The sequence below is a fragment of the Aeromonas intestinalis genome (assembly GCF_054052485.1).
Map to the genome: position 1 here is coordinate 92,047 of NZ_JBSTYK010000008.1, position 20,136 is coordinate 112,182.

The following is a 20,136-nucleotide window of genomic DNA, read 5'->3' on the forward strand; positions in this document are numbered from 1 at the left end:
TGGGAACGTTCCCATTCCTGCAAAAAGAAATTGGTAGCATGCTAAATAGGAACTATACCAAGAACGCTCGGGCCGGCAGATTGGCCCTACAGGGTGATGCATACCAAACTCAATGGAGTCACAGAGGGAAGACTCATGTCCAAGATCAACGCACAACATCTGGCCCAGCTCATCGACAAGATCGGCGGCAAGGAGAACATCGCCACCGTCAGCCACTGCCTGACCCGGCTGCGCTTCGTGCTCAATGACCCGGCCAAGGCTGATTCCAAGGCCATCGAGACCATACCGGCGGTGAAGGGCAGCTTCACCCAGGGCGGCCAGTTCCAGGTGGTCATCGGCAACGAGGTGGAGGACTGGTACAAGGCGCTCACCGAGGAGATCGGTGTGAGCGGCGGCAGCAAAGACGCCGCCAAGCTGGCGGCACGCCAGAACATGAATCCGCTGGAGCGCGGCATCTCCCACCTGGCGGAGATCTTCGTCCCCCTCTTGCCCGCCATCATCACCGGCGGCCTGATCCTGGGCTTTCGCAACGTCATCGGCGACATCAAGATGTTCGACGACGGCGCCCACACCCTCACCGAGATCAGCCAGTTCTGGGCCCAGGTCCACGCCTTCCTCTGGCTGCTGGGCGAGGCCATCTTCCACTTCCTGCCGGTCGGCGTCTGCTGGTCTGCAGTCAAGAAGATGGGCGGCTCCGAGATCCTCGGGATCGTGCTGGGGATCACCCTCGTCTCACCCCAACTGATGAACGCCTACGGCATCGGCCAGCAGACCCCGGAAGTGTGGGACTTCGGCCTCTTCGTCATCCAGAAGGTCGGCTACCAGGCCCAGGTCATCCCGGCCCTGCTGGCAGGGGTCTTCCTCGCCTGGGTTGAGACCAGCCTCAAGCGCATCATCCCGGCCTATCTCTATCTGGTCATCGTGCCCTTCATCTCCCTGCTGCTGGCGGTGATAGTCGCCCATGCCCTGATCGGCCCCTTCGGTCGCTGGATTGGTGAAGGCGTCGGCTTCGCCGCCAAGGCCGCCATGACGGGCTCCTTCGCCCCCATCGGCGCGGCCCTGTTCGGCTTCCTCTATGCGCCCCTGGTCATCACAGGTATCCACCACACCACCAACGCGGTGGATCTGCAGCTGATGCAGAGCATGGGCGGTACCCCGATCTGGCCGCTGATCGCCCTCTCCAACATCGCCCAGGCTTCTGCGGTCGTCGGTATCATCCTGATCAGCCGCAAAGAGAACGAGCGCGAGATCTCGGTGCCTGCCGCCATCTCCGCCTACCTCGGGGTGACGGAACCTGCCATGTACGGCATCAACCTGAAATACAAATTCCCCATGCTGTGCGCCATGGTGGGTTCGAGCGCGGCAGCCCTCATCTGCGGCTTCGCCGGGGTGATGGCCAACGGCATCGGGGTCGGTGGCCTGCCGGGCATCCTCTCCATCCAGCCGCAATACTGGGGCATCTACGCCATCGCCATGCTGGTGGCCATCGTGGTCCCCGTCGTGCTGACCCTGCTGGTCTACAAGCGCCAGCAGGCCGCTGGCAAGCTGGAACTGGCCGCAGCCTGATCCCAAATAGCAGAATACGAGGCGCAGCCCGGTGCTGCGCCTTGTCATACCAAGCAACACGAGAACCAGACCATGAGCCAGACACCCTGGTGGCAGTGCGCCACGATTTACCAGATCTACCCCAAGAGTTTTCAGGACAGCGGTGCCCGTGGCACCGGTGACCTCAAGGGGATCATGGCCCGCCTCGATTACCTCAAGACTCTCGGCGTCGACGCTCTCTGGCTGACCCCTGTCTACGTCTCCCCCCAGGTAGACAACGGCTACGACATCGCCGACTACCTCAATATTGATCCCGCCTACGGCACCATGGCGGACTTCGAAGCCCTGCTGGCGGCGGCCCATGAGCGCGATATCCGCATCGTCATGGACATCGTCGTCAACCACACCTCCACCGAGCACGCCTGGTTCAAGTCGGCATTGGGGGACAAGCAAAGCCCCTATCGCGACTACTACATCTGGAAAGATCCGGTGGACGGCGGCGTACCCAACAACTGGATTTCCAAATTTGGCGGCAGCGCCTGGGAGCTTGATAGCGCCACCGGCCAGTACTACCTGCACCTATTTGCCCGCGAGCAGGCGGACCTCAACTGGGAAAACCCGGCGGTGCGGACTGAAGTGAAGAAGATCATCCACTTCTGGGCCGACAAAGGCATAGACGGCTTTCGTCTCGACGTCATCAACCTCATCTCCAAGGATCTGCGCTTCCCGAACGATGAACACGGCGATGGCCGCCGCTTCTACACCGACGGGCCGCGCATCCATGAATTCCTGCAGGATGTGAGCCGCGACGTGTTCGCCCCCGTGGGCGCCATGACGGTGGGTGAGATGTCCTCCACCTCTCTGGAGCACTGCCAGCGCTACGGCGCGCTGGATGGCTCCGAGCTCTCCATGGTGTTCAACTTCCATCACCTGAAAGTCGATTACCCGAACGGGGACAAGTGGACCAAGGCGCCGTTCGATTTCCTCGAGCTCAAGCGCATCTTCAATCACTGGCAGAGCGGCATGCACGGCAAGGCCTGGTCGGCGCAGTTCTGGTGCAACCACGATCAGCCGCGCATCGTCTCCCGCTTCGGCGACGAAGGGGAGCATCGCGTGGTGGCCGCCAAGATGCTGGCCACCACCCTGCACGGCCTGCAAGGCACTCCCTACATCTATCAGGGGGAGGAGATCGGCATGACCAATCCGGGTTATGGCAACATCGACGACTACCAGGATGTGGAGAGCCGCAACATCTTCGCCATCAAGCAGGCCGAAGGCATGAGCGAAGCCGAGATCCTTGCCATTCTCGGGGCCAAGTCGCGGGATAACGCCCGCACGCCCATGCAGTGGAGCGACGCCCCCAACGCCGGTTTCACCCAGGGCACGCCCTGGCTCAAGCCCGCCGCCAACTACCCGGCAATCAACACAGAGGCCGCCCTGGCGGACGCCGATTCGGTGTTCTGGCACTACCGGGATCTCATCGCCCTGCGCAAGGCCCACCCCATCTTCACCTTGGGGGATTATCAGGAACTGCTGCCGGGCCACCCGCGCCTCTGGGCCTACGCCCGTCACTGGCAAGGCAAGGCACTGCTGGTCGTGAGCAACTTCTATGGCGAAGCGGTCGACTTTGCCCTCCCCGGCGGCCTGCCGACCGGCAATGGGCAACGGCTCCTTGGCAACTACCCGGACAGCCCGGCACAGCCGCAATCCTGCACGCTGCGCCCCTATGAGTCAGTTATCTGGCTGATGGAATGATTGATGGAACATATGAATTCAAAAATCGCATTTGAGCCAAATAAAACACCACAAAAACGGAATCCAGAATGGCTGAAGATGGTGGCCGGCGAGGACTATGACGCTGCCGACCCCGATCTCAAGGCGGCGCGAGAGCGCTGCCGCAGCCTCTACCACAGGTTCAACACCCTCTGGCAGGAGAAGCCCGAGCAGGATGCCCTGCTCTGGGCCCTGCTCGGTGGTCGTGGCAAGGCGTGTGCCATCAACCCGCCCTTCTTCTGCGACTATGGCGCCAACATCTTCGTCGGCGAAAACTTCTACGCCAACGTCAATTGCACCATCCTGGATGTGTGCGAGGTGCATATCGGCGACAACGTGCTGCTGGCGCCCGGGGTGCAGATCTACACCGCCGCCCACCCCATTGCCGTCGTTCCCCGGGTGGCCGGGGTCGAGTTCGGCAAACCGGTGCGCATCGGCAACAACGTCTGGATAGGTGGCAGCACCGTCATCTGCCCCGGCGTCACCATAGGGGACAACAGCGTGATTGGCGCGGGTTCCGTGGTGACCAAGGACATTCCGGCGGGCGTGGTCGCGGTGGGCAACCCTTGCAAGGTGCTGCGTCCCATGACGGCGGAGGAGCTGGCGGGCGGGCAGCCCGGCTGAAAAAGAAGGGGCAGCTAGTACCTGCCCCTTCTTGTTTGCCTGCCGACCCCTTCGCGCGCCTTTGATTCCCTCAAGGCAACAACCCCCCCCCCTTTCTCAGCCGGGCAGCAAGGCGCCGCAACGCTTGTGCTGCCCCATGACGACCAGGGTCTTGAAGCTGCGCACCTGCTCTCTGGCATGGAGCACCCGCCGGGTGAACTGCTCGTAGCTCTGCATGTCCCGCGCGGCGACCTGCAGCACGAAGTCCTGCTCACCCGTCACGTACCAGAGATCCATCACCTCGGGTTCCCGCTGCAGGCTGGCGATCATCTCATCGACGATGCGGCCGTGATCCCGCTCCAGGGTCACCAGCACCAGCATGGTGATAGGCCAGCCCATGGTGGCCGGAGCCACCAGTGCCACCTCCCGCTCGATGAGGCCAGTCTCCCGCAGCTCCCGGACACGGCGGTAACAGGCAGGGGCGGAAAGACCGACCCGGTGGGCCAGCTCGGGAATGGGCAGACGGGCATCCTGCTGCAGCTCGGCCAGGATGAGCAGATCAAATTTGTCGGTCATGGGACTCAAGAGATAAAAATTATCATGTAAGGCCAGTATTAGACCGAAATTACGGCGGCCTCCAGATATATTTTCTTGCTTATACCCTGCTCAGGTTTGAACAAGATGCAGCCAAACAGCCCCGCCCTCTCCTCCCTGTTGGCCGTCCTGCTCGCCATGCTGTCGATCACCCTGGGCGCCTCCCTGGCCAAGTCGCTGTTCCCCCTGCTGGGGGCCGCCGGCACCACATTATTCCGGCTGGGGTGTGCCGCCCTCCTTCTGTCTCTGGTGTTTCGTATCTGGCGATCGCCCCTCGAGAGGCGCACCCTGCTGATGGCCATCCCTTACGGACTCTCGCTTGGGGCCATGAACCTGCTCTTCTACCTGGCCATCGAGCGCATCCCCCTCGGCGTGGCGCTGGCCATCGAGTTCATCGGCCCGTTGACGGTGGCGCTGCTTCACTCCCGCCACCGGGAAGACTTCATCTGGCTGGCTCTGGCCATCGCCGGACTGCTGCTGCTCCTGCCCCTGCGGGCGGCCGAACAGGCCATCGATCCCCTGGGGGCCGCCCTGGCCCTCGGTGCCGGCGTGTTCTGGGGACTCTACATGCTGACCGGCAAGCGGGCAGGTGCCTTGCTGGGGCCCCAGGCGCCGGCTCTTGGCATGTGGGTGGGCACCCTGCTGGTGCTGCCCTTCGGCCTCGGCGGGGCGAGCGAGGCCAGCTTCACCCTCCCCCTGGTGTTGACCATAGCGGGGGTGGGGCTGCTCTCGAGTGCCATCCCCTACTCACTCGAGATGTTCGCCCTGCGCCGGTTGCCGCTCAAGAGCTACGGCATCCTGACCAGTGGCGAACCAGCCATGGGCGCCCTGATGGGATTGTTGCTACTGGGGGAGCAACTGCCTCCGTCCCAGTGGCTGGGAATAGCCGCCATCATAGCCGCGTCGATGGGCACCACCTGGCATGGGGGACGACGACGCGCCAACCCGGTCAGAAAGGGTGAGTGATCCCCATGGAAAAGGCGCCATCAGGCGCCTTTTTTACGGTGATGCACACCTTGGCTAATGCATGAAGACGGGTCCGAAACCGGATCCCCAGAGGATGGCGGTGCTCGCCAGCACGCAGACCAGCAACACCAGCCCCACGGTGACCACAGAGCTCGCATAGATGAAGCCCTGCTCCTTGGTGATGTGCATCAGGATGGGAACCCCGATATAGAGCAGATAGACGGAGTAACTGAGGCCGATGAGACCGATGATCATCACGAACCAGAGATGGGGGAAGAAGGCGGAGAATCCGACCATGAACAGGGGCGTCGAGGTGTAGGCCGCAAGTTCGAGGGAGGTGGTGTAACTGGGATCGGCCCCGAAGGTGTGACCCATCCAGTGCACCAGGTAGGAGAGGGCGAAGACGCCGACGATGAGGGCGAGATACATGGCCACCGACAGCACGAAGGCGCTGTCCGCGGTCAGCCGGATGGGTTCGCCGACCCCGATGCTCCAGCCGATGTGGACGGCGGAATAGTAAGCGCAGACTGATGGGATAAGGGCCACGAGCAGGATGTGGGTCAGGCTGTTTCTGAAGCTGTCGTGCCGCTCGTCTATGGTATGCCATTCGGTGTGAGGATGGGCATACAATCCCCATAAGTGATTCAATATCATAGCGTTGTTCCTTATCTGCAGTGATGGTTGACTGATCCGTGCCGATCCTGCTCCTCTGTCTTGTTGTCGCTTGCATCCCCATTCGGCCAAGGCTGACCCCGGCCACGCACCTTAAATAAAGTCGCTCCCCATCCCCCCCGTCAAGCCAGCCACCGCCCCCAGAAACGACGAAGCCCGGCACTCAGGCCGGGCTGGACAATTAGGGGGGCGGGTTTCATCCCCGGGGCGTGGCAAAGAGCGCAGACCCGGGCATCCCCGACATGAGCCTCAGTATTGCTTGGTTTTCGACGCGAAGCCCGCGAGGAAGAGACCGGTCAGGAACATGCCGCTGAACGCCTCTATGGCTGACAGCAGCTGGAGTGGCGACGAGGTCTGGGAGATGTCCCCGTAACCCAGGGTCACGAAGGTGACGATGCTGAAATAGAGCGAACGACCGAGATGGCCGTGGGTGACGGACTCCGGCGCCAGGAAGTAGGTCAGGGTCGCCAGCAGGATCACCCCCATGGACATCAGCAGGCTGCGGATGGGCCGCTCCCCAAAACCCCAAGTGATGAAGCTGATGAACTTGGAGGCACATTTCAGATAGCAGAGCAGGGAGAGCATCCCTTTCTTAAGCGGGCCGCTGCGCAGCCAGCTGTCCTTGTAGAGCTCCTTCGGGCTCGCCAGGGATCGCATCTCGTGCAGCTTCTCCTGGTAGTAGCACTCTCCGGCATCGACCGTATCCCCCACGCTGGAGAAGAGCCGCTTGGCATTGCGGTACAGCTTGCTCGCCTCGCTGTGGTCGATCCGGCCATTCTCGTTGTAGCTGACCTGCACCTTGTCCAGATTGGTGTGTTCCATGGTGGCATCGAAGTTCTTGGCGCTGACGTTGAAGTTCTTCAGCACGGCCCGGGACGAGTGAAAGCGGATCTCCTCGCACTCGATAGTGAAGTCCTGGAACACCCCGTCCTCCAGCGCCAGCTCCCGCTTCTTGGCCCAGGCCCTGTGATCCCACAGCAGGGAATCGAACAGATCCAGCCCTATGATGCCGCCGTTGACCCTGACCCCCTTGGCCGAGCAGTGCCACAGATAGACCTTGGAGTTGTTGACCGCACCATCCAGAGATAGCTCGTCGAGACAGGTGAAGTCGAGCAGCCGTCCCGAGATGATGGGGCTCTGCAGGGTGACGCCTCCGATATTGAGCAGACGATGCTTGCCGAGCACCTGCGCCTCTCCCTTGTTGTTCTCGGAGACCGACAGCAGGCTCTGCACCCGCTTCGCCTGATCCTTGCCATGCTTGCCGGCCAGCCACATGAGGTAGGGTTCGAAACGGGATTCGGAGCGGATGAGCCCGCTCTTGCGCAGGGACTCCAGCGCACTGGAGGCGGTCTCGTACAGACGGATCTTGTCGTCACTCATGTAGACGCAGAGGCTCTGTACACAGCGGGAGCTGATGAAGCGGGCGATGCCGATCTGGAAGATGACCGCCTTGTCTATCTTCTGCTCGCTCATCCAGTCGTCAAAATGGGGCAACGAGGCCGTCAGCAGTTCCCAAATCAGGGGATAGTCATTCTCCCGGCGCCATTCGTTGAACTGCTCGGGAGAGAGCTGCCAAAGCTCGGTTGCGTTCATAGATTACCTCGATAGCAAATAGGGTCTGCCAGGCATGATCCGGGAGAGAGGGACAGGTACTGAAAGCCCTGGCCTGCGTGACCGGCCTGATGCAAGGGGCGCCGTGGTCAACGTCCGTCTGGCCACCATACTAGGCGAGGAGCAAGAGGCAAGTCACTGATAGGGAATAAATAAGGGGCAGATGGCGACGACATGCCGCCTTGGACTGGCACTGAACACAGCAGCCTCGAGCCAGGCGGTGCCAGATCGTCACCGTCGCGCAGACAAGCAAGAGGGGATGCCATGGCATCCCCTCTTCATATCATCCGGGCAGGATCAGCTTACTGCTGGACTTCCTGCACGCCGGAGACGCGCACTTCCACGCGGCGATCCGGGGAGAGGCAGGCGATCAGCTCATTGCCCTTGACGCCGTCACACTGGGTGCCGGTCACGGGGTCGGCTTCGCCATGGCCTTCGACGGAGATCTTGCTGGCCGGCAAGCCCTTGCTCACCAGGAAGTCGGCCACGCTGCGGGCGCGCTCTTCGGACAGCTTCTGGTTATACGCCTCGGAGCCGACGCGATCGGAGTAACCCACGACGATGGCGCTGCCATCCTTGGGCTGGGATGCCGTGATCTGCTGATACAGACCGTTCAGGGCATCCACCCCTTCCGGTTTCAGATCTGCCTTGCCGAAGGCAAACAGCACATCAGAGCTCAGGGTGAAGTTCTTCTCGACGACTTCGGGTGCCGCGGCCTCTGCAACCACAGGGGCGGCCACCGGTGCGACATAGGAAGTACGGAACGGATGGTAGACGGCTTCCAGGGTCGTCACGCTCTGGTTGGACTTGTACTGCTCGCCAGTGTGGGTGGTCAGGTCTGCCACATCCCACATGTAGCGGTAGCGCGCCTGCAGATCCAGTGCATCGTTGACCTTGTAGGTCAGACCGGCACCGGCCAGCGGGGAGACGCGGGTATCGCTGGTGCCCAGACCGTCGGTATGCCCCCAGTAAGCGCCTGCTTCACCGAACAGGGAGAAGTTCTCGCCAAGGGGCAGACGCGCAATACCGGACAAGGTGGCACCTTGGCTCTCGTAACGGTTGCCATCGGTGTTGCCACGGCCGGTGTACTGGTAGCCCAGCTCGGATCCGAAGTATTCGTTGAAGTTGTAACCGGCAAAGACGTTGGCCGCCGCGGCATCTTCTTCGCCCGTGTTGACGCCTTCAATCTTGTTCAGGCCGTTGAAGTGGGTCGCACCCACGCCGGCACCGAAATAGAAGTCATCGCTTGCGTGTGCAGTCGTCGCCGCCAGTGCCAATGCAATCCATACAGGTTTCAGTCTCAAAGTCATCACAACCTCATCTATCTTGGGTTACGGGCTTGTCACCCTTATTCTTACTGAGTGCCAATTGTACCGGCTGAACCTTGTACAGAAGCTTAAGCGGCGGGACGCTTTGCCAGATACGGCTTGCTTGCCATTCACATAACTCTTTTGTTTTCAGTCCATTGCATCAACAAAACGGCGCCAGGCTATAAGGGTGCAAAACAGCGCTGATCCGGCATTCCAAACAAAAAAGAGCGCCGCAGCGCTCCTGGTTCACATCGAAAGGTGTCCGGATCAGAGGGTCAGATCCTTGATGGTCTGGGTCGGGCCATTGGTCTGGACCGACTGAATGCCATTTTGTGCCGACGCCTTGCTGGCATACATCTGGCTGGAGCCGATGACCTGATGGTTTTTGGCTTTCAGCGTGAAGTGGTACTGACCATTGGCCGCCTCTTTCAGATCATATTGCCCCGCCTCCTGGGCATTGGTCTGGACCGAGGCGATACCGTTCTGGGCCGCCGCCTTGCTGGTATACATCTCGCTATTGAGGATCACCTGATCATTGCCTGCCTTGAGCACAAAGTAGAACTGGTCGTTCTTGGCTCGCTTCAGTTCATAGCTTCCCATCGTCTTCTCCTCGCCATCAGTGGGTGCGCCTATCAGGCTAGTCCGCTTTTCAGCGATGCTGATGACGGTGAGCGAGAAACATAAAAAAAGACCCTTGTCTTGCGACAAGGGTCTTTTGAATTGGCTCCTCCTACTGGACTTGAACCAGTGACATACGGATTAACAGTCCGCCGTTCTACCGACTGAACTAAGGAGGAATCGTACTTTGGAGCCCAGATATTGCTATCTCAGCATCCTAACGTGGTGCCCAGAGACGGAATCGAACCGCCGACACGGGGATTTTCAATCCCCTGCTCTACCGACTGAGCTATCTGGGCAAATGGTGCCGGCTACCGGAATCGAACTGGTGACCTACTGATTACAAGTCAGTTGCTCTACCTACTGAGCTAAGCCGGCACACTTTAAACCATTGTGCATGAACAAATTTTTATTTCATGGCACCAAAATTTGGTGCCCAGAGACGGAATCGAACCGCCGACACGGGGATTTTCAATCCCCTGCTCTACCGACTGAGCTATCTGGGCGTGGGCGCTATTAAACGGATTTTACGGCAGGTGGTCAACGGGAAATTTCACTTTTTGTCTCGTTCGTCTCTTTTTTGCGCAGCATCATCCATTTCTGTCACTTCCGTAGCAGAAGCCGCCCTGCGGCGCCCCCAGAGGCGAGACTCCTCCCCTCTCAGCAAGCGGGTGATGTTCTCGTGATGACGGATGAGAATGAGGCAGGAGAGCAGAGAGACCGGCAGGGTGTACTCGGGTTTGAGCAGGTAGGTAAAGAGCGGCGTCAGCAGCACGGTCACGATGGAGGCCAGGGAGGAATAGCCGCTCACCACCAGCACCAGCAACCAGGTCGCGATGGCTGCGCCCCCCATGGCAAAGCCGATGGGCAGCATGGTGCCGAGCGCGGTGGCGACCCCCTTGCCGCCGCGAAAATGGAAGAAGAGGGGATACATGTGGCCAAGGCAGGCCGCCACCCCGATGAAGCCGAGGTAGACCGGCTTTATCTCCAGATACCAGGCGAGGTAGACGGGGGCCATGCCCTTGAGCACATCCAGCAGCAGAACGATCAACGCCGCCAACCGACCACCGAGGCGCAACACATTGGTCGCCCCCGGATTGTGGGAGCCGTGATCCCGGGGATCCGGCAATCCGGTGAAGCGGGAAACCAGCACGGCACTGGACAGTGAACCACCCAGGTAGGCCAGAATAATCATTAAAATCGTCAGGGCCGTCATCTTGGTCGTTTTTACCACGATATGAATGGGGTATGATGCGGGCCACATTCTCTGGCCTGGGCGCGTCGCCCAAACCGACCGTCAGCGGCAATCTGCTTGCCAGGCCAGCATCCCAGCGCTGTCTTCACAGCCCATCAAGAGTAAAGAAGAAGTACTGTCATGGACAAGGTGTTTATTCGCGGACTCGAGGTTTTGACCACCATAGGGGTCTATGAGTGGGAGAAGGGCATTCGCCAGAAGCTCAGCTTCGATCTCGAGATGGGGTTCGACAACCGCCCCGCCGCCGCAACCGACGATATCAAGCTGGCACTGGACTACGCCACCCTCTCCCGCAAGATCTGTGATCACGCCGCCAACACCGTGGTCGAACTGGTGGAGACCATGGCCGAACAGGTCGCCGCGCTGGTGCTGGCCGACGCGCGCGTGCAATGGGTCAAGGTCACCCTGACCAAGCCGACCGCCGTGCCCAATGCCGCCGGCGTCGGTGTCGAGATCCTGCGTCACCGCACGCCGGCCGCGAGTGCCCAGTGAGTCAGCCCGTCGGGAGGAAGCATCCATGACCCGCATCTACATCAGTCTGGGCTCCAACATAGAGCGGGAGCGCCACATCCGGGCCGGGCTCGATGCCCTGCACGCCGAGTTTGGCGAACTCCAGGTCTCCCGGGTCTTTGAGAGTGCGGCGGTGGGCTTCAACGGCCGCCCCTTCTACAACCTGGTGGTGGGAGCCGAAACGGATCTCCCGCTGACAACCCTGTGCCAGCGACTGCGGGCCATGGAGTTTGCCCACGGCCGCGAGCCGGATGCCAAGAAGTTCGCCCCCCGCACCCTGGATCTCGATCTGTTGCTCTACGGGAGCCTGGTGTGCGAAGGGCCGGTCGAGCTGCCCCGCGCCGAGATCCTCACCAACGCCTTCGTGCTCTGGCCGCTGGCCGAGCTGGCACCCGAGCTGCGCCATCCCCGTGATGGCCGCACCCTCGGTGAGCTGTGGCACGCCTACGACAAGGCCTCCCAGCAGCTCTGCCCCATCCCCTTCCAGTGGGGAGCCAGCGAGTTGCAACCCCATTGATCGACGAGGGCACCCAGGGTGCCCTCGTTGTTTATCCGTCCTCCCTTATCCGTCATAAGAAAGGGTGATTGGGCTCGGGCCAGACCGGCTGGCACTATGGCCCCAGACAGGAGACCCCCATGCCACTCGATACCATTCACGACTTCAACAGCCAGCTGCTGGCAGACCTTCCCCACCAGCGCTACCAGCACGAACCCATCCTGGACTACGCCACCGACGAGCGGGTCAAAGCCCGCCTCGGCTGGCAGGCCGAATTCAGCAAGACCCTGTTTCTCAAGTTCAAGGATGGCCGCTTCGCCCTGCTGCTGACCCACAGGGACGGACGGCTCGACAACAAGGCGGTCAAGGCGAGTCTGGGAGCCAAGCCCTCCATCTGTACGGCCGAGGAGATGCAGGCGGAGATCGGTTGCCTGCCGGGGGCGGTCTGCCCCTTCCTGCCCCGCGCCGACATCCCCCTGCTGGTTGACCCACTCCTGCTGACCCACGAGGCCTTCACCTGGACCCCGGGCCATCCGGAGCAGACCTTCCTGCTGGCCACCGAGCATCTGGCCGAGGTGCTGGCCCGGCTGCCCTGCCCGGTCAGCTATCTGCCCGCCTCACTGGCCTGAGCCGCGCCGCTCCCCCACCCAGATCAAGCACGGCAATGACCCTTTCTCCCCTGTCATCAGGGAGAAAGGCGTCGGCTCAGCCCCTTCTCTCCTGCTTGCCCAGCTGGGCGAAGATCAGCGCCGCCAGCATGGACATCAGACCGATGCACAGATAGGTGAGGTGGAAGCCACCGAGCCAGAATTCGCTGTCCCCCACCGGCCTGCCCGCAGAGAAGAGGCCGAGCAGGCTGGCGGCGATGGCCACCCCCAGGCTCATGGAGAGCTGCATCACCACCGACAGCAGGCCGTTGCCGCTGCTGGCATGCTCCGGACTCAGATCCTGCAGGGTGAGGGTGTTCATGGCGGAAAACTGCAGCGAGTTGATGGCGCCGAACACCGCCAGCCAGACCAGCAGCACCCCGTGGGGCACCTGGTTGTCGATGAAGTAGAAGCTGGCGATCATCACCCCCAGCGCCAGGGTATTGCCGATCAGGATGCGGCGGTAACCGATGCGGGGTATGAGCTTGTTGACCAGCGTCTTGGTCAGGATGGCACCGATCACGGTCGGGATCATGGTCATCCCCGCCTTGCTCGGCGAGAAGCCCAGCCCCAGTTGCAGGAAGAGCGGGGTGAGGAAGGGCATGGCACCGCTGCCGAGGCGGGCGAACAGGTTGCCCCAGATGCCGATGGCGAAGGTCGAGGTCTTGAACAGCGCCAGGCTGAACAGCGGCTGCTCGGCATTGGCGGCATAGAGCCAGTAGCTCGCCATGGCGGCGAGGCCGAACAGGACGGCAAACAGCGCCCAGCCAGTCGATATACTGTGCTCCCCCAGCCCTTGCAAACCGACAGATACCAACACCATACCGACGCTGAACAGCACAAATCCCTGCCAGTCAAACCTGGCCGTCTGCTGTTTCAGCTCCGGCATGAAGCTCCAACTGGCGATGAAGCCGACCAGGCCCACCGGCAGGTTGATGAGGAACACCCAGTGCCAGCTCGCCACCTCCACCAGCCAGCCCCCCAGCGCCGGACCGATGAGGGGCCCGAGCAGACCGGGGATGGTGACAAACGACATCACTCGCAGCAGCTCGTGCTTGCTGTAGACCCGCAGCACGGCGAGCCGACCTATGGGCATCAGCAGGGCCCCGCCCACCCCTTGCAGCACCCTTGCTGCCACCAGCAGCGGCAGGGTGTTGGCCACGGCACAAGCCAGGGATCCCAGAGTAAACAGCAGGATGGCCGCCAGATAGACCCGGCGGGTACCGAAACGGTCGGCCAGCCAGCCGGAGGCGGGAATGAGCAGGGCCACCGTCAGCATGTAGGCTATGATCACCGACTGCATCTGCAGCGGGCTCTCTCCCAGAGCCGCCGCCATGCTGGGCAAGGCGGTATTGAGAATGGTGCCGTCCAGCGTCTGCATGAAGAAGCCGACCGCCGTCAGCAGAGGCAGCCACTTGCGTTGTGCCGGGGTAACCAGGTGCGAGTTGTCGTCGGGCATGGAGTCACCTCTTGTGGACCTGAACATCGTTGAACCGAAAATGGTTGGCCTGAAAATACGTTGCCTAAAAATAGACCCGCACGGCGGCGGGTCATATCAAAAACTACTGGTCGGGTGTCCCCAACATGGCTCTGAGCTGCTCTTCCAGGCTGGGCTCGGGGGCCTTGAGGGTATCGAGGAACAACTGCTCTATCCCGCCCTTGTCCCGGCTCTTGACGATGAACACCAAGCGGGACTGGGCCCGTCCCTCCGGCCACTCCCCCAGGCTCTGCAAGGGGTAGAGCTGGCCGTGCACGCCGTGGATCACCACGGGCTGGCTCTCTCCCTCCAGCAGCAGTATGCCCTTGAGCCGCAGCAGGGCATCGCCATACTGCGCCTGTATCGCGTCGATGGCCGCCAGCAGGCGGGCGGGCTTCAAGGGCTCGCCGATGCGCAGGGAGAAACTCTCGATGTCGCCATGGTCGAAATGGGTCGGCGCGGCCGTGCCTATCTTGGCGGCGAAGGGTTTCATCCTGGGCTGCATCGGGGAGGCCAGCCCCTGCTTCGGGGATTCGGTACGCAGCCAGGCGAGCAACTGGCGCACATCCCGTCCCGTCGCCTCGTTGTAGGCACCGAGCGTCTCCAGCACCCGGGGCGAGAGCACGCCGTTACGGACCCGCTCGATGGGGGCTGCCGGATTGAGGGTCGCCAGCTGGGCTTCCACCCTGTCCAGCGTCTCGGCCTCCACCAGATCCCCCTTGCTCACCACCAACAAGTCCGCCAGCGCCACCTGCTTGACCGCCTCGTACTGGGCCGCCAACTGCTGCTCGATGTGGCCAGCATCCACCACGGTCACGGTGCCGTCGAAACGGTAACGCTGGGCGATGAAGCCCTCTTCCCTCAGGGTGAACAGCACGGGGGCCGGATCGGCAAGCCCAGTGGTCTCGATGATGAGCCGCTTGAAGGGTTTGATCTTGCGCTGAATGGCCTTCATAAAGAGCCCCTGCAGCGCTTCCACGAGGGAGCCCTGCACCGAGCAGCAGATGCAACCGGAATCGAGCAGCACCACCTGCTCGTCCACCTGTTGCACCAGATGATGATCCAGCCCCACGGAGCCGAATTCGTTGATAAGCACGGCGCACTCGCCAAGCTCGGGCTGCTTCACCCAGTGATTGAGCAAGGTGGTCTTGCCGCTGCCAAGAAATCCGGTCAGCAGGGTGACGGGGATACGGGTGTCTTGCGGGTCAGTCATGTCAAATCCTTAAAACCTGTCGTCATGGGGCCTGAAAGGGCTATTTTTTCCCCTCATCCCCAACCCTTCTCCCGCCAGGGGAGAAGGGAGCAAAAATGCCTCTCCCTCTCGAAGAGGCCACCCTCAGCGGTTGGCAAACAGATCGCTGAGCCAGCGGTTCTCGAAGCGGCCATGGGGGTCCAGCTCGGCCTTGAGGGCCAGGAAGTCGTGCCAGCGTGGCAGCAGGGCCGGAAAGTCGTAGAGATCCATCGCCAGATGCTTGCCAAAGTGCGGCGTTCCGCCGAGCGGCACCAGCAGTTGCTGCAGTTCGCGCATCTGCTCCATGGAGCCTCCCACGAAGGTACCGTCCGCCGCCAGATAGACCAGGAACCCTATCCAGCACACCGACTTGCCATAGGCGGCACTGAGCCAGGCCTCGGAGGGGCCGGTGCAGCGCAGGATGAAGGGATAGTGCAGCACGCCGGGGTTGGCCTCCTGCCAGGCCTGCAACAGGGTCAGCGCCTCCCCCATCCGCGCGAGGGGCACCGCCACCTCGCAGTTGATCTGGGGCGCCGGTATCCCCTTGCAGAGGATCTGGTAGACATTGCCCACCAGATCAGAGGCATCCTTGAAGCGGCGCACCGTCTCGAAGTGCTCCCCGGCCCTGGCCTCGTCCTTGGTGTCTTTGGCCATCTTCTGCAAGGTGGCGTCGATGGTCGCGTTCATGCGCCCGTCCACATCCCCTTCCAGCAGCAGGGGCTCGCAGCCCCCGGCACGGTAGCGGGCCACTTCCTCCTCGGAGGCGGGATCCACCAGCCAGATGTGGCTCTCGCCGGTCCAGGCGAACCACCAGCTCTTCACGAAGCTGTGTTCACGGTTGAGTCGCTCGTTGTGCGCCAGCAGGAAGGGGTAGTCGGTGGTGAACTTGGTGCAACGCATGATGCGGTTCGGCACCGTGTAGAGGGTCACATCCAGCAGGATACCGAGCATCCCCATGCCCATGACGAAGGCGCCAAAGCGGGGATCGGTGCGATCCATCCGGATGATGTCGCCGCTCGCCAGCATGATGGTCAGGGCCGCCACCGCATCGCACAGGGCAGACTGGTGCAACCCCTGGCCGTGGGTGCCGGTGCTGAGCGCCCCGCCCAGGGTCTGGATGCCGATGACCCCCGGGGAGGCCGGCAGCATCCGCTCCATGGCGATGAGATCTGCATAGACGGTATCGAGGGGAGTGCCCGCCTGGTAGGTGACGGTATCCGCCGTGCTGGCGAGCTGGCCGCGCAGGTGGTACAGGTCCACCAGCAGCGCCTGCTTGCCCTCGGCATAGACGCTGTGGATGGGTTCAAACGACAGGCCGGAGCCGATCAGCCGCAGCTTGCGCTCCGGGTGCTCCCGCAGCAGCGCTTGCAGCTCGTCCCGGCTCTTGGGGCGCCACACCTGATCCAGGGCGCCAAGGGGGTTGGTCCTGGACCAGTTGAACAGCACCTCCCGATTGCCAATCGCCTTGATGCTGTGAAATGCCTGGAACCTGACCGTCATACCGCGCCTCATCTGACTTCGAAGTGAGCAGCAATTCTACCGAAAAGTGCTCGCCAAGGCATGGAAAACAAGCCCCTACAGTCGTGGATGAGAAAGGGTTGGCGCCAACGACTCAGGCCAGCAGCGGCGCGGAGGCGGGCTCCACAACAGTGGCGGCCTGGCGCAGCTCCCCCTGAAACTGCGGCAACGGTACCGGCTGACCAAACAGATAACCCTGCAAGAAGGTCACCTTGCCCCTGAGGTAGTCCGCCTGCTGGCGGGTCTCGACGCCCTCCGCTACCAGCGACAGGCCGAGCCGCCGCCCCAGATCGATCACGTTGTCGACGATGTGCTTGGAGAGGGACTCCGTGCCTATCCTGCCGATGAACGACTTGTCGATCTTGAGGTAATCCACGTTGAACTGCTGCAGGTAGACCAGGCTGGAGTGGCCGGTGCCGAAGTCATCGATAGAGAGCCTGACCCCCATCTCGTTGAGTTGTCCAAACAGCGACAGGGTCTGGGGATCCGCCACCAGCAACTCCCGCTCGGTCAGCTCCAGCACCAGCACCACCTGACCCGGGGCGAAGTGGGCAAGAAAACGGCGGCACTCATCGAGCAGCGCCATGTCCCGGCAGTGGGCGGCACTGATGTTGAAACTGATATGAAAACCCTGGGGGAGCAGCGCCCGTTCGCTCCCCAGCACCCTGGCAACCTCTTCCATCAAGAGCGTCGTCATGGGCACGATCAGGCCGCTCACCTCCGCCTGGGGAATGAAGAGATCCGGGCGGATCAGGCCCGCCTCGGGGTGGCGCCAGCGCATCAGCACCTCGGCCCCCACGATGGCCTCGCTGTCCGTGGCGACCAGCGGCTGCAGGAAGGGCTCGAACTCCCGGGCCTTCAGGGCACGCGCCAACTCGTTGGCCGGTGAGCGGGGCCGCCCCAGCAGCCACCAGACACTCAGGGCGAAGGTGAGGCTCAGCCCGACCAGCAACCAGAGCCCGAACCAGTGCTGCTGTACCATGTCTCGCCAGCTGGGGGGCTGATTGTGCCCCGCGTAAATGGAGAAGGGATAAACCTCGGATCCCAGGATGACCTCCATCCGATCCGGCAGACCGGGGGCATGCCGGAAGAAGTGGCCCTGACGGTCGAGCCAGTGGGGCCCGACCCTGAGCATGATGGTCATGGTGGGATCGTTGAGTCCCAGCATGAAGTTGAGGTAATCCCCATCGATGACGCTCAGCACCGAGTGCTGGCCCGACTCGGCCCGCACCACCAGATAGGGATGCCCCTGCCGCACCGGACTCACGTTGTTGAGCAGCAGAGTCCCGCTGGCAAACTCCCCCATCGAGTAGGATGAGCGATAAGGACCAAAACGCGAGGAGCAATAGATGTCATCCCGCTTGGCCAGGTTGACCGAGCGCACGAAGGGCACCAGGGCGACCTGCTCTCGCAGGGTGGCCTGAACCGGACCGCAAGGCTTGCCCAGCAGCGGCAACACCTGCCGATTGGCGGCTTCTGCATTATTTAGCATCGTCTCAAGCAGATTGACGGTATGAGACGCTGCCTCCACGGCTTTTTTTCGCAGATTGCTCTGGTAGTGGCAATACCCCCCCCAACTGCCAAGCAGCATGGGCGTGGAGAAGACCAGCATGGCGAAGAGCAGACGCAGCCAAGGATGGGATGCATTGATCCTGGGACGATAAGGCATAGAAGGTCCAGTGCAAAATGGCCGACCAGTTTATCCCCCGACCCTGAACCCAGCCCTAACCGAGCAAAAAACGACCAGTCAGGCGACCTTCCCCCTGGCCGGCAAGCTTTCACAAAACTGCTGCAGCGGCATGGGCATGCCAAACAGATAGCCCTGCAGATAGTCGACCCCTTTCCCCCGCAGATAATCGGCCTGCTCCAGGGTCTCCACCCCTTCCGCTACCAGCGACAACCCCAGCCGGAAGCCGAGATCGATGACGTTGTCGACGATGTGCTCGGAAAGCGACTCAGTGCCGATCCGGCCGATGAAGGAGCGATCGATCTTGAGGTAGTCCACCCGGAACTCTTGCAGGTATCGCAGGCTGGAGTGGCCGGTGCCGAAATCATCGATGGCGAGCCGGACTCCCATGTCATCCAGCTCCCTGAACAGGGCCAGCGTCTGGTCGTTGGCCACCAGCAGCTCCCGCTCGGTCAGCTCCAGCACCAGCACCACCCGGCCCGGGGAGAAGTGATCGAGAAAGGCACGGCACTCCCCCACCAGGGTGCGATCCCGGCAATGAACGGCGCTGATATTGATGCCGATATGAAAGTCATCCGGCATCTCCCGTTGCCAGGCGCTCAACTGCTCCGCGACCTGCTGCATCAGTTGCCGGGTCATGGGGACTATCATGCCGCTCTCCTCCGCCTGGGGGATGAAGAGGTCCGGGCGGATCAGGCCCGAAACCGGATGCTGCCAGCGCATCAGCACCTCGGCCCCCTTCAGGCAGCCATCGCCGCAACTCACCAGCGGCTGCAGGTAGGGCACGAACTCCCTGGCGCGCAATGCACGCTTGAGATCCCCTTCCATCGAACCTGGCCGCCCCAGCAGCCACCACACCAGCAGGGCGATGGAGAAGGAGAAGCTGAGCAGCAGGCTGATGGTCAGATAACGGACCTGCCAGAGGCCTCGCCACACCGACGCGATATCCATGCCGGCATACATGGAGATGGGGTAGCGGCTGGAGGTGATGTCGGACGCCGCCAGGGTTGGCAATCTGGGGCTCCCCTCCATCAGGTCTCCCCTGTGGTTGAGCCACTCATCCCCCACCCGCAGCAAGATCTCTCCCTGCGACGGGGCGCTCAGGGTCAGCATGATCCTCAGATATTCCCGATCTATGGTGCTGAGCACATCCCCTTGTGTGGCCTGGCTGCGCACCGCCAACACCGGGTGTCTCGGCAGGATGCCATTGCCCGGCAGCAGCCGCAGCACACCGTCGCTGTAGCCACTGGCATCATCCTGCCAGCTGACGCTCCCCAGCAGGGAATTGCAGTAGATGTTGCCATCGGCGATGAGATTGGTGGTGCGCACGAAGGGAGCCAGCACCACCAGCTTGCGCATGGCGAACAGGGCCGTCTCGCAGGGATGGTCGAGCAAGGGCAACATGTTGCGATTGTTCTCCTCGGCATGTTCCAGCATGACCTCCATCAGCTTCATCGCCCTGCTGGCCGCAAACTCTGACTGCTTGCTCAAGGTATTCAAATAGTTGGCATGTAGCTCCCAGAGCCCGAGCGTCACGGGCAGGGTGAAAACCAGCAGTGCGCAGAGCAGGCGCCAGCAGGGCCGGGAGGCATCGAATCCAAACAGCTGCATAGATGAGGGTAT

Annotated in this window: 18 protein-coding genes and 4 tRNA genes; 7 read left to right on the plus strand and 15 right to left on the minus strand. The window is 62.0% G+C overall.

Going from position 1 to position 20,136, the window contains the following annotated elements; all coding sequences use genetic code 11:
• The first annotated feature begins 135 nt into the window (after positions 1 to 135).
• The 3 genes from treB (at position 136) to ACW5W7_RS11990 (ending at position 3,942) form a co-directional block, all read left to right on the plus strand.
• Complete coding sequence (gene treB, locus ACW5W7_RS11980; protein ID WP_456501859.1) at positions 136 to 1,566, plus strand: PTS trehalose transporter subunit IIBC; 1,431 nt, start codon at positions 136 to 138, stop codon at positions 1,564 to 1,566.
• 72 nt (positions 1,567 to 1,638) lie between these two features.
• Positions 1,639 to 3,300: an alpha,alpha-phosphotrehalase gene (gene treC / locus ACW5W7_RS11985; protein WP_456501860.1), complete on the plus strand. Its 1,662-nt coding sequence runs from the start codon at positions 1,639 to 1,641 to the stop codon at positions 3,298 to 3,300.
• 12 nt (positions 3,301 to 3,312) lie between these two features.
• Positions 3,313 to 3,942, plus strand: a complete 630-nt coding sequence (locus ACW5W7_RS11990) for a sugar O-acetyltransferase (protein ID WP_349920850.1) — start codon at positions 3,313 to 3,315, stop codon at positions 3,940 to 3,942.
• Between the two features lie 96 nt (positions 3,943 to 4,038).
• Here the strand turns inward: ACW5W7_RS11990 and ACW5W7_RS11995 are convergent, their stop codons facing one another.
• A complete protein-coding gene (locus tag ACW5W7_RS11995; protein ID WP_434665404.1) occupies positions 4,039 to 4,497 on the minus strand; it encodes an Lrp/AsnC ligand binding domain-containing protein in 459 nt (152 codons plus the stop codon).
• 105 nt (positions 4,498 to 4,602) lie between these two features.
• On the opposite strand from ACW5W7_RS11995, the gene ACW5W7_RS12000 reads away from it, so the two are divergent.
• Entirely contained in the window at positions 4,603 to 5,481 is an 879-nt protein-coding gene (locus ACW5W7_RS12000; protein WP_456501861.1) for an EamA family transporter, read from the plus strand.
• A 54-nt stretch (positions 5,482 to 5,535) separates the two neighbouring features.
• On the opposite strand, the gene ACW5W7_RS12005 is transcribed toward ACW5W7_RS12000, so the two are convergent.
• The 9 genes from ACW5W7_RS12005 to plsY form a co-directional block, all read right to left on the minus strand.
• Positions 5,536 to 6,135 (minus strand): Yip1 family protein, encoded by a 600-nt coding sequence (locus ACW5W7_RS12005; protein WP_349920847.1) that lies wholly within the window; start codon positions 6,133 to 6,135, stop codon positions 5,536 to 5,538.
• 267 nt (positions 6,136 to 6,402) lie between these two features.
• Complete coding sequence (locus ACW5W7_RS12010) at positions 6,403 to 7,746, minus strand: ion channel (RefSeq protein WP_434665399.1); 1,344 nt, start codon at positions 7,744 to 7,746, stop codon at positions 6,403 to 6,405.
• Between the two features lie 320 nt (positions 7,747 to 8,066).
• The gene (locus tag ACW5W7_RS12015) at positions 8,067 to 9,074 is read right to left on the minus strand and encodes an OmpA family protein (protein ID WP_349920845.1); all 1,008 of its coding nucleotides are present in this window, start codon (positions 9,072 to 9,074) and stop codon (positions 8,067 to 8,069) included.
• Between the two features lie 267 nt (positions 9,075 to 9,341).
• The gene (locus ACW5W7_RS12020; protein ID WP_434665395.1) at positions 9,342 to 9,674 is read right to left on the minus strand and encodes a YegP family protein; all 333 of its coding nucleotides are present in this window, start codon (positions 9,672 to 9,674) and stop codon (positions 9,342 to 9,344) included.
• Positions 9,675 to 9,795: 121 nt separating this feature from the next.
• Positions 9,796 to 9,871: transfer RNA gene (locus tag ACW5W7_RS12025), tRNA-Asn, on the minus strand.
• Positions 9,872 to 9,915: 44 nt separating this feature from the next.
• Positions 9,916 to 9,991, minus strand: a tRNA-Phe gene (locus ACW5W7_RS12030).
• 3 nt (positions 9,992 to 9,994) lie between these two features.
• A tRNA-Thr gene (locus ACW5W7_RS12035) sits at positions 9,995 to 10,070 on the minus strand.
• 52 nt (positions 10,071 to 10,122) lie between these two features.
• Positions 10,123 to 10,198: transfer RNA gene (locus ACW5W7_RS12040), tRNA-Phe, on the minus strand.
• Between the two features lie 47 nt (positions 10,199 to 10,245).
• Positions 10,246 to 10,908 carry a glycerol-3-phosphate 1-O-acyltransferase PlsY gene (gene plsY, locus ACW5W7_RS12045; protein ID WP_349920843.1) on the minus strand — a complete coding sequence of 221 codons (663 nt, stop codon included), beginning with the start codon at positions 10,906 to 10,908 and terminating at the stop codon, positions 10,246 to 10,248.
• Positions 10,909 to 11,067: 159 nt separating this feature from the next.
• Between plsY and folB the strand changes: the two genes are divergently transcribed.
• The 3 genes from folB to ACW5W7_RS12060 all read left to right on the plus strand — a co-directional run bounded on the left by folB (position 11,068) and on the right by ACW5W7_RS12060 (position 12,582).
• Positions 11,068 to 11,439: a dihydroneopterin aldolase gene (folB, locus tag ACW5W7_RS12050; RefSeq protein ID WP_349920842.1), complete on the plus strand. Its 372-nt coding sequence runs from the start codon at positions 11,068 to 11,070 to the stop codon at positions 11,437 to 11,439.
• A gap of 25 nt (positions 11,440 to 11,464) precedes the next feature.
• Entirely contained in the window at positions 11,465 to 11,974 is a 510-nt protein-coding gene (gene folK, locus ACW5W7_RS12055; RefSeq protein ID WP_456501862.1) for a 2-amino-4-hydroxy-6-hydroxymethyldihydropteridine diphosphokinase, read from the plus strand.
• 119 nt (positions 11,975 to 12,093) lie between these two features.
• On the plus strand, positions 12,094 to 12,582 hold the full coding sequence (locus ACW5W7_RS12060) for a YbaK/EbsC family protein (protein ID WP_456501863.1): 489 nt from the start codon (positions 12,094 to 12,096) through the stop codon (positions 12,580 to 12,582).
• A 76-nt stretch (positions 12,583 to 12,658) separates the two neighbouring features.
• On the opposite strand, the gene mdtD is transcribed toward ACW5W7_RS12060, so the two are convergent.
• From mdtD to ACW5W7_RS12085, 5 genes are all read right to left on the minus strand, one after another.
• The gene (mdtD, locus tag ACW5W7_RS12065; RefSeq protein ID WP_456501864.1) at positions 12,659 to 14,059 is read right to left on the minus strand and encodes a multidrug transporter subunit MdtD; all 1,401 of its coding nucleotides are present in this window, start codon (positions 14,057 to 14,059) and stop codon (positions 12,659 to 12,661) included.
• Between the two features lie 103 nt (positions 14,060 to 14,162).
• Positions 14,163 to 15,290, minus strand: coding sequence for a CobW family GTP-binding protein (locus ACW5W7_RS12070; protein ID WP_456501865.1), 1,128 nt, complete (start codon positions 15,288 to 15,290; stop codon positions 14,163 to 14,165).
• A gap of 123 nt (positions 15,291 to 15,413) precedes the next feature.
• On the minus strand, positions 15,414 to 16,808 hold the full coding sequence (locus ACW5W7_RS12075) for a D-arabinono-1,4-lactone oxidase (RefSeq protein WP_456501866.1): 1,395 nt from the start codon (positions 16,806 to 16,808) through the stop codon (positions 15,414 to 15,416).
• A 112-nt stretch (positions 16,809 to 16,920) separates the two neighbouring features.
• Positions 16,921 to 18,495, minus strand: coding sequence for an EAL domain-containing protein (locus ACW5W7_RS12080; RefSeq protein ID WP_456501867.1), 1,575 nt, complete (start codon positions 18,493 to 18,495; stop codon positions 16,921 to 16,923).
• A 78-nt stretch (positions 18,496 to 18,573) separates the two neighbouring features.
• Positions 18,574 to 20,124 carry an EAL domain-containing protein gene (locus ACW5W7_RS12085; protein WP_456501868.1) on the minus strand — a complete coding sequence of 517 codons (1,551 nt, stop codon included), beginning with the start codon at positions 20,122 to 20,124 and terminating at the stop codon, positions 18,574 to 18,576.
• Between the last annotated feature and the right edge of the window lie 12 nt (positions 20,125 to 20,136).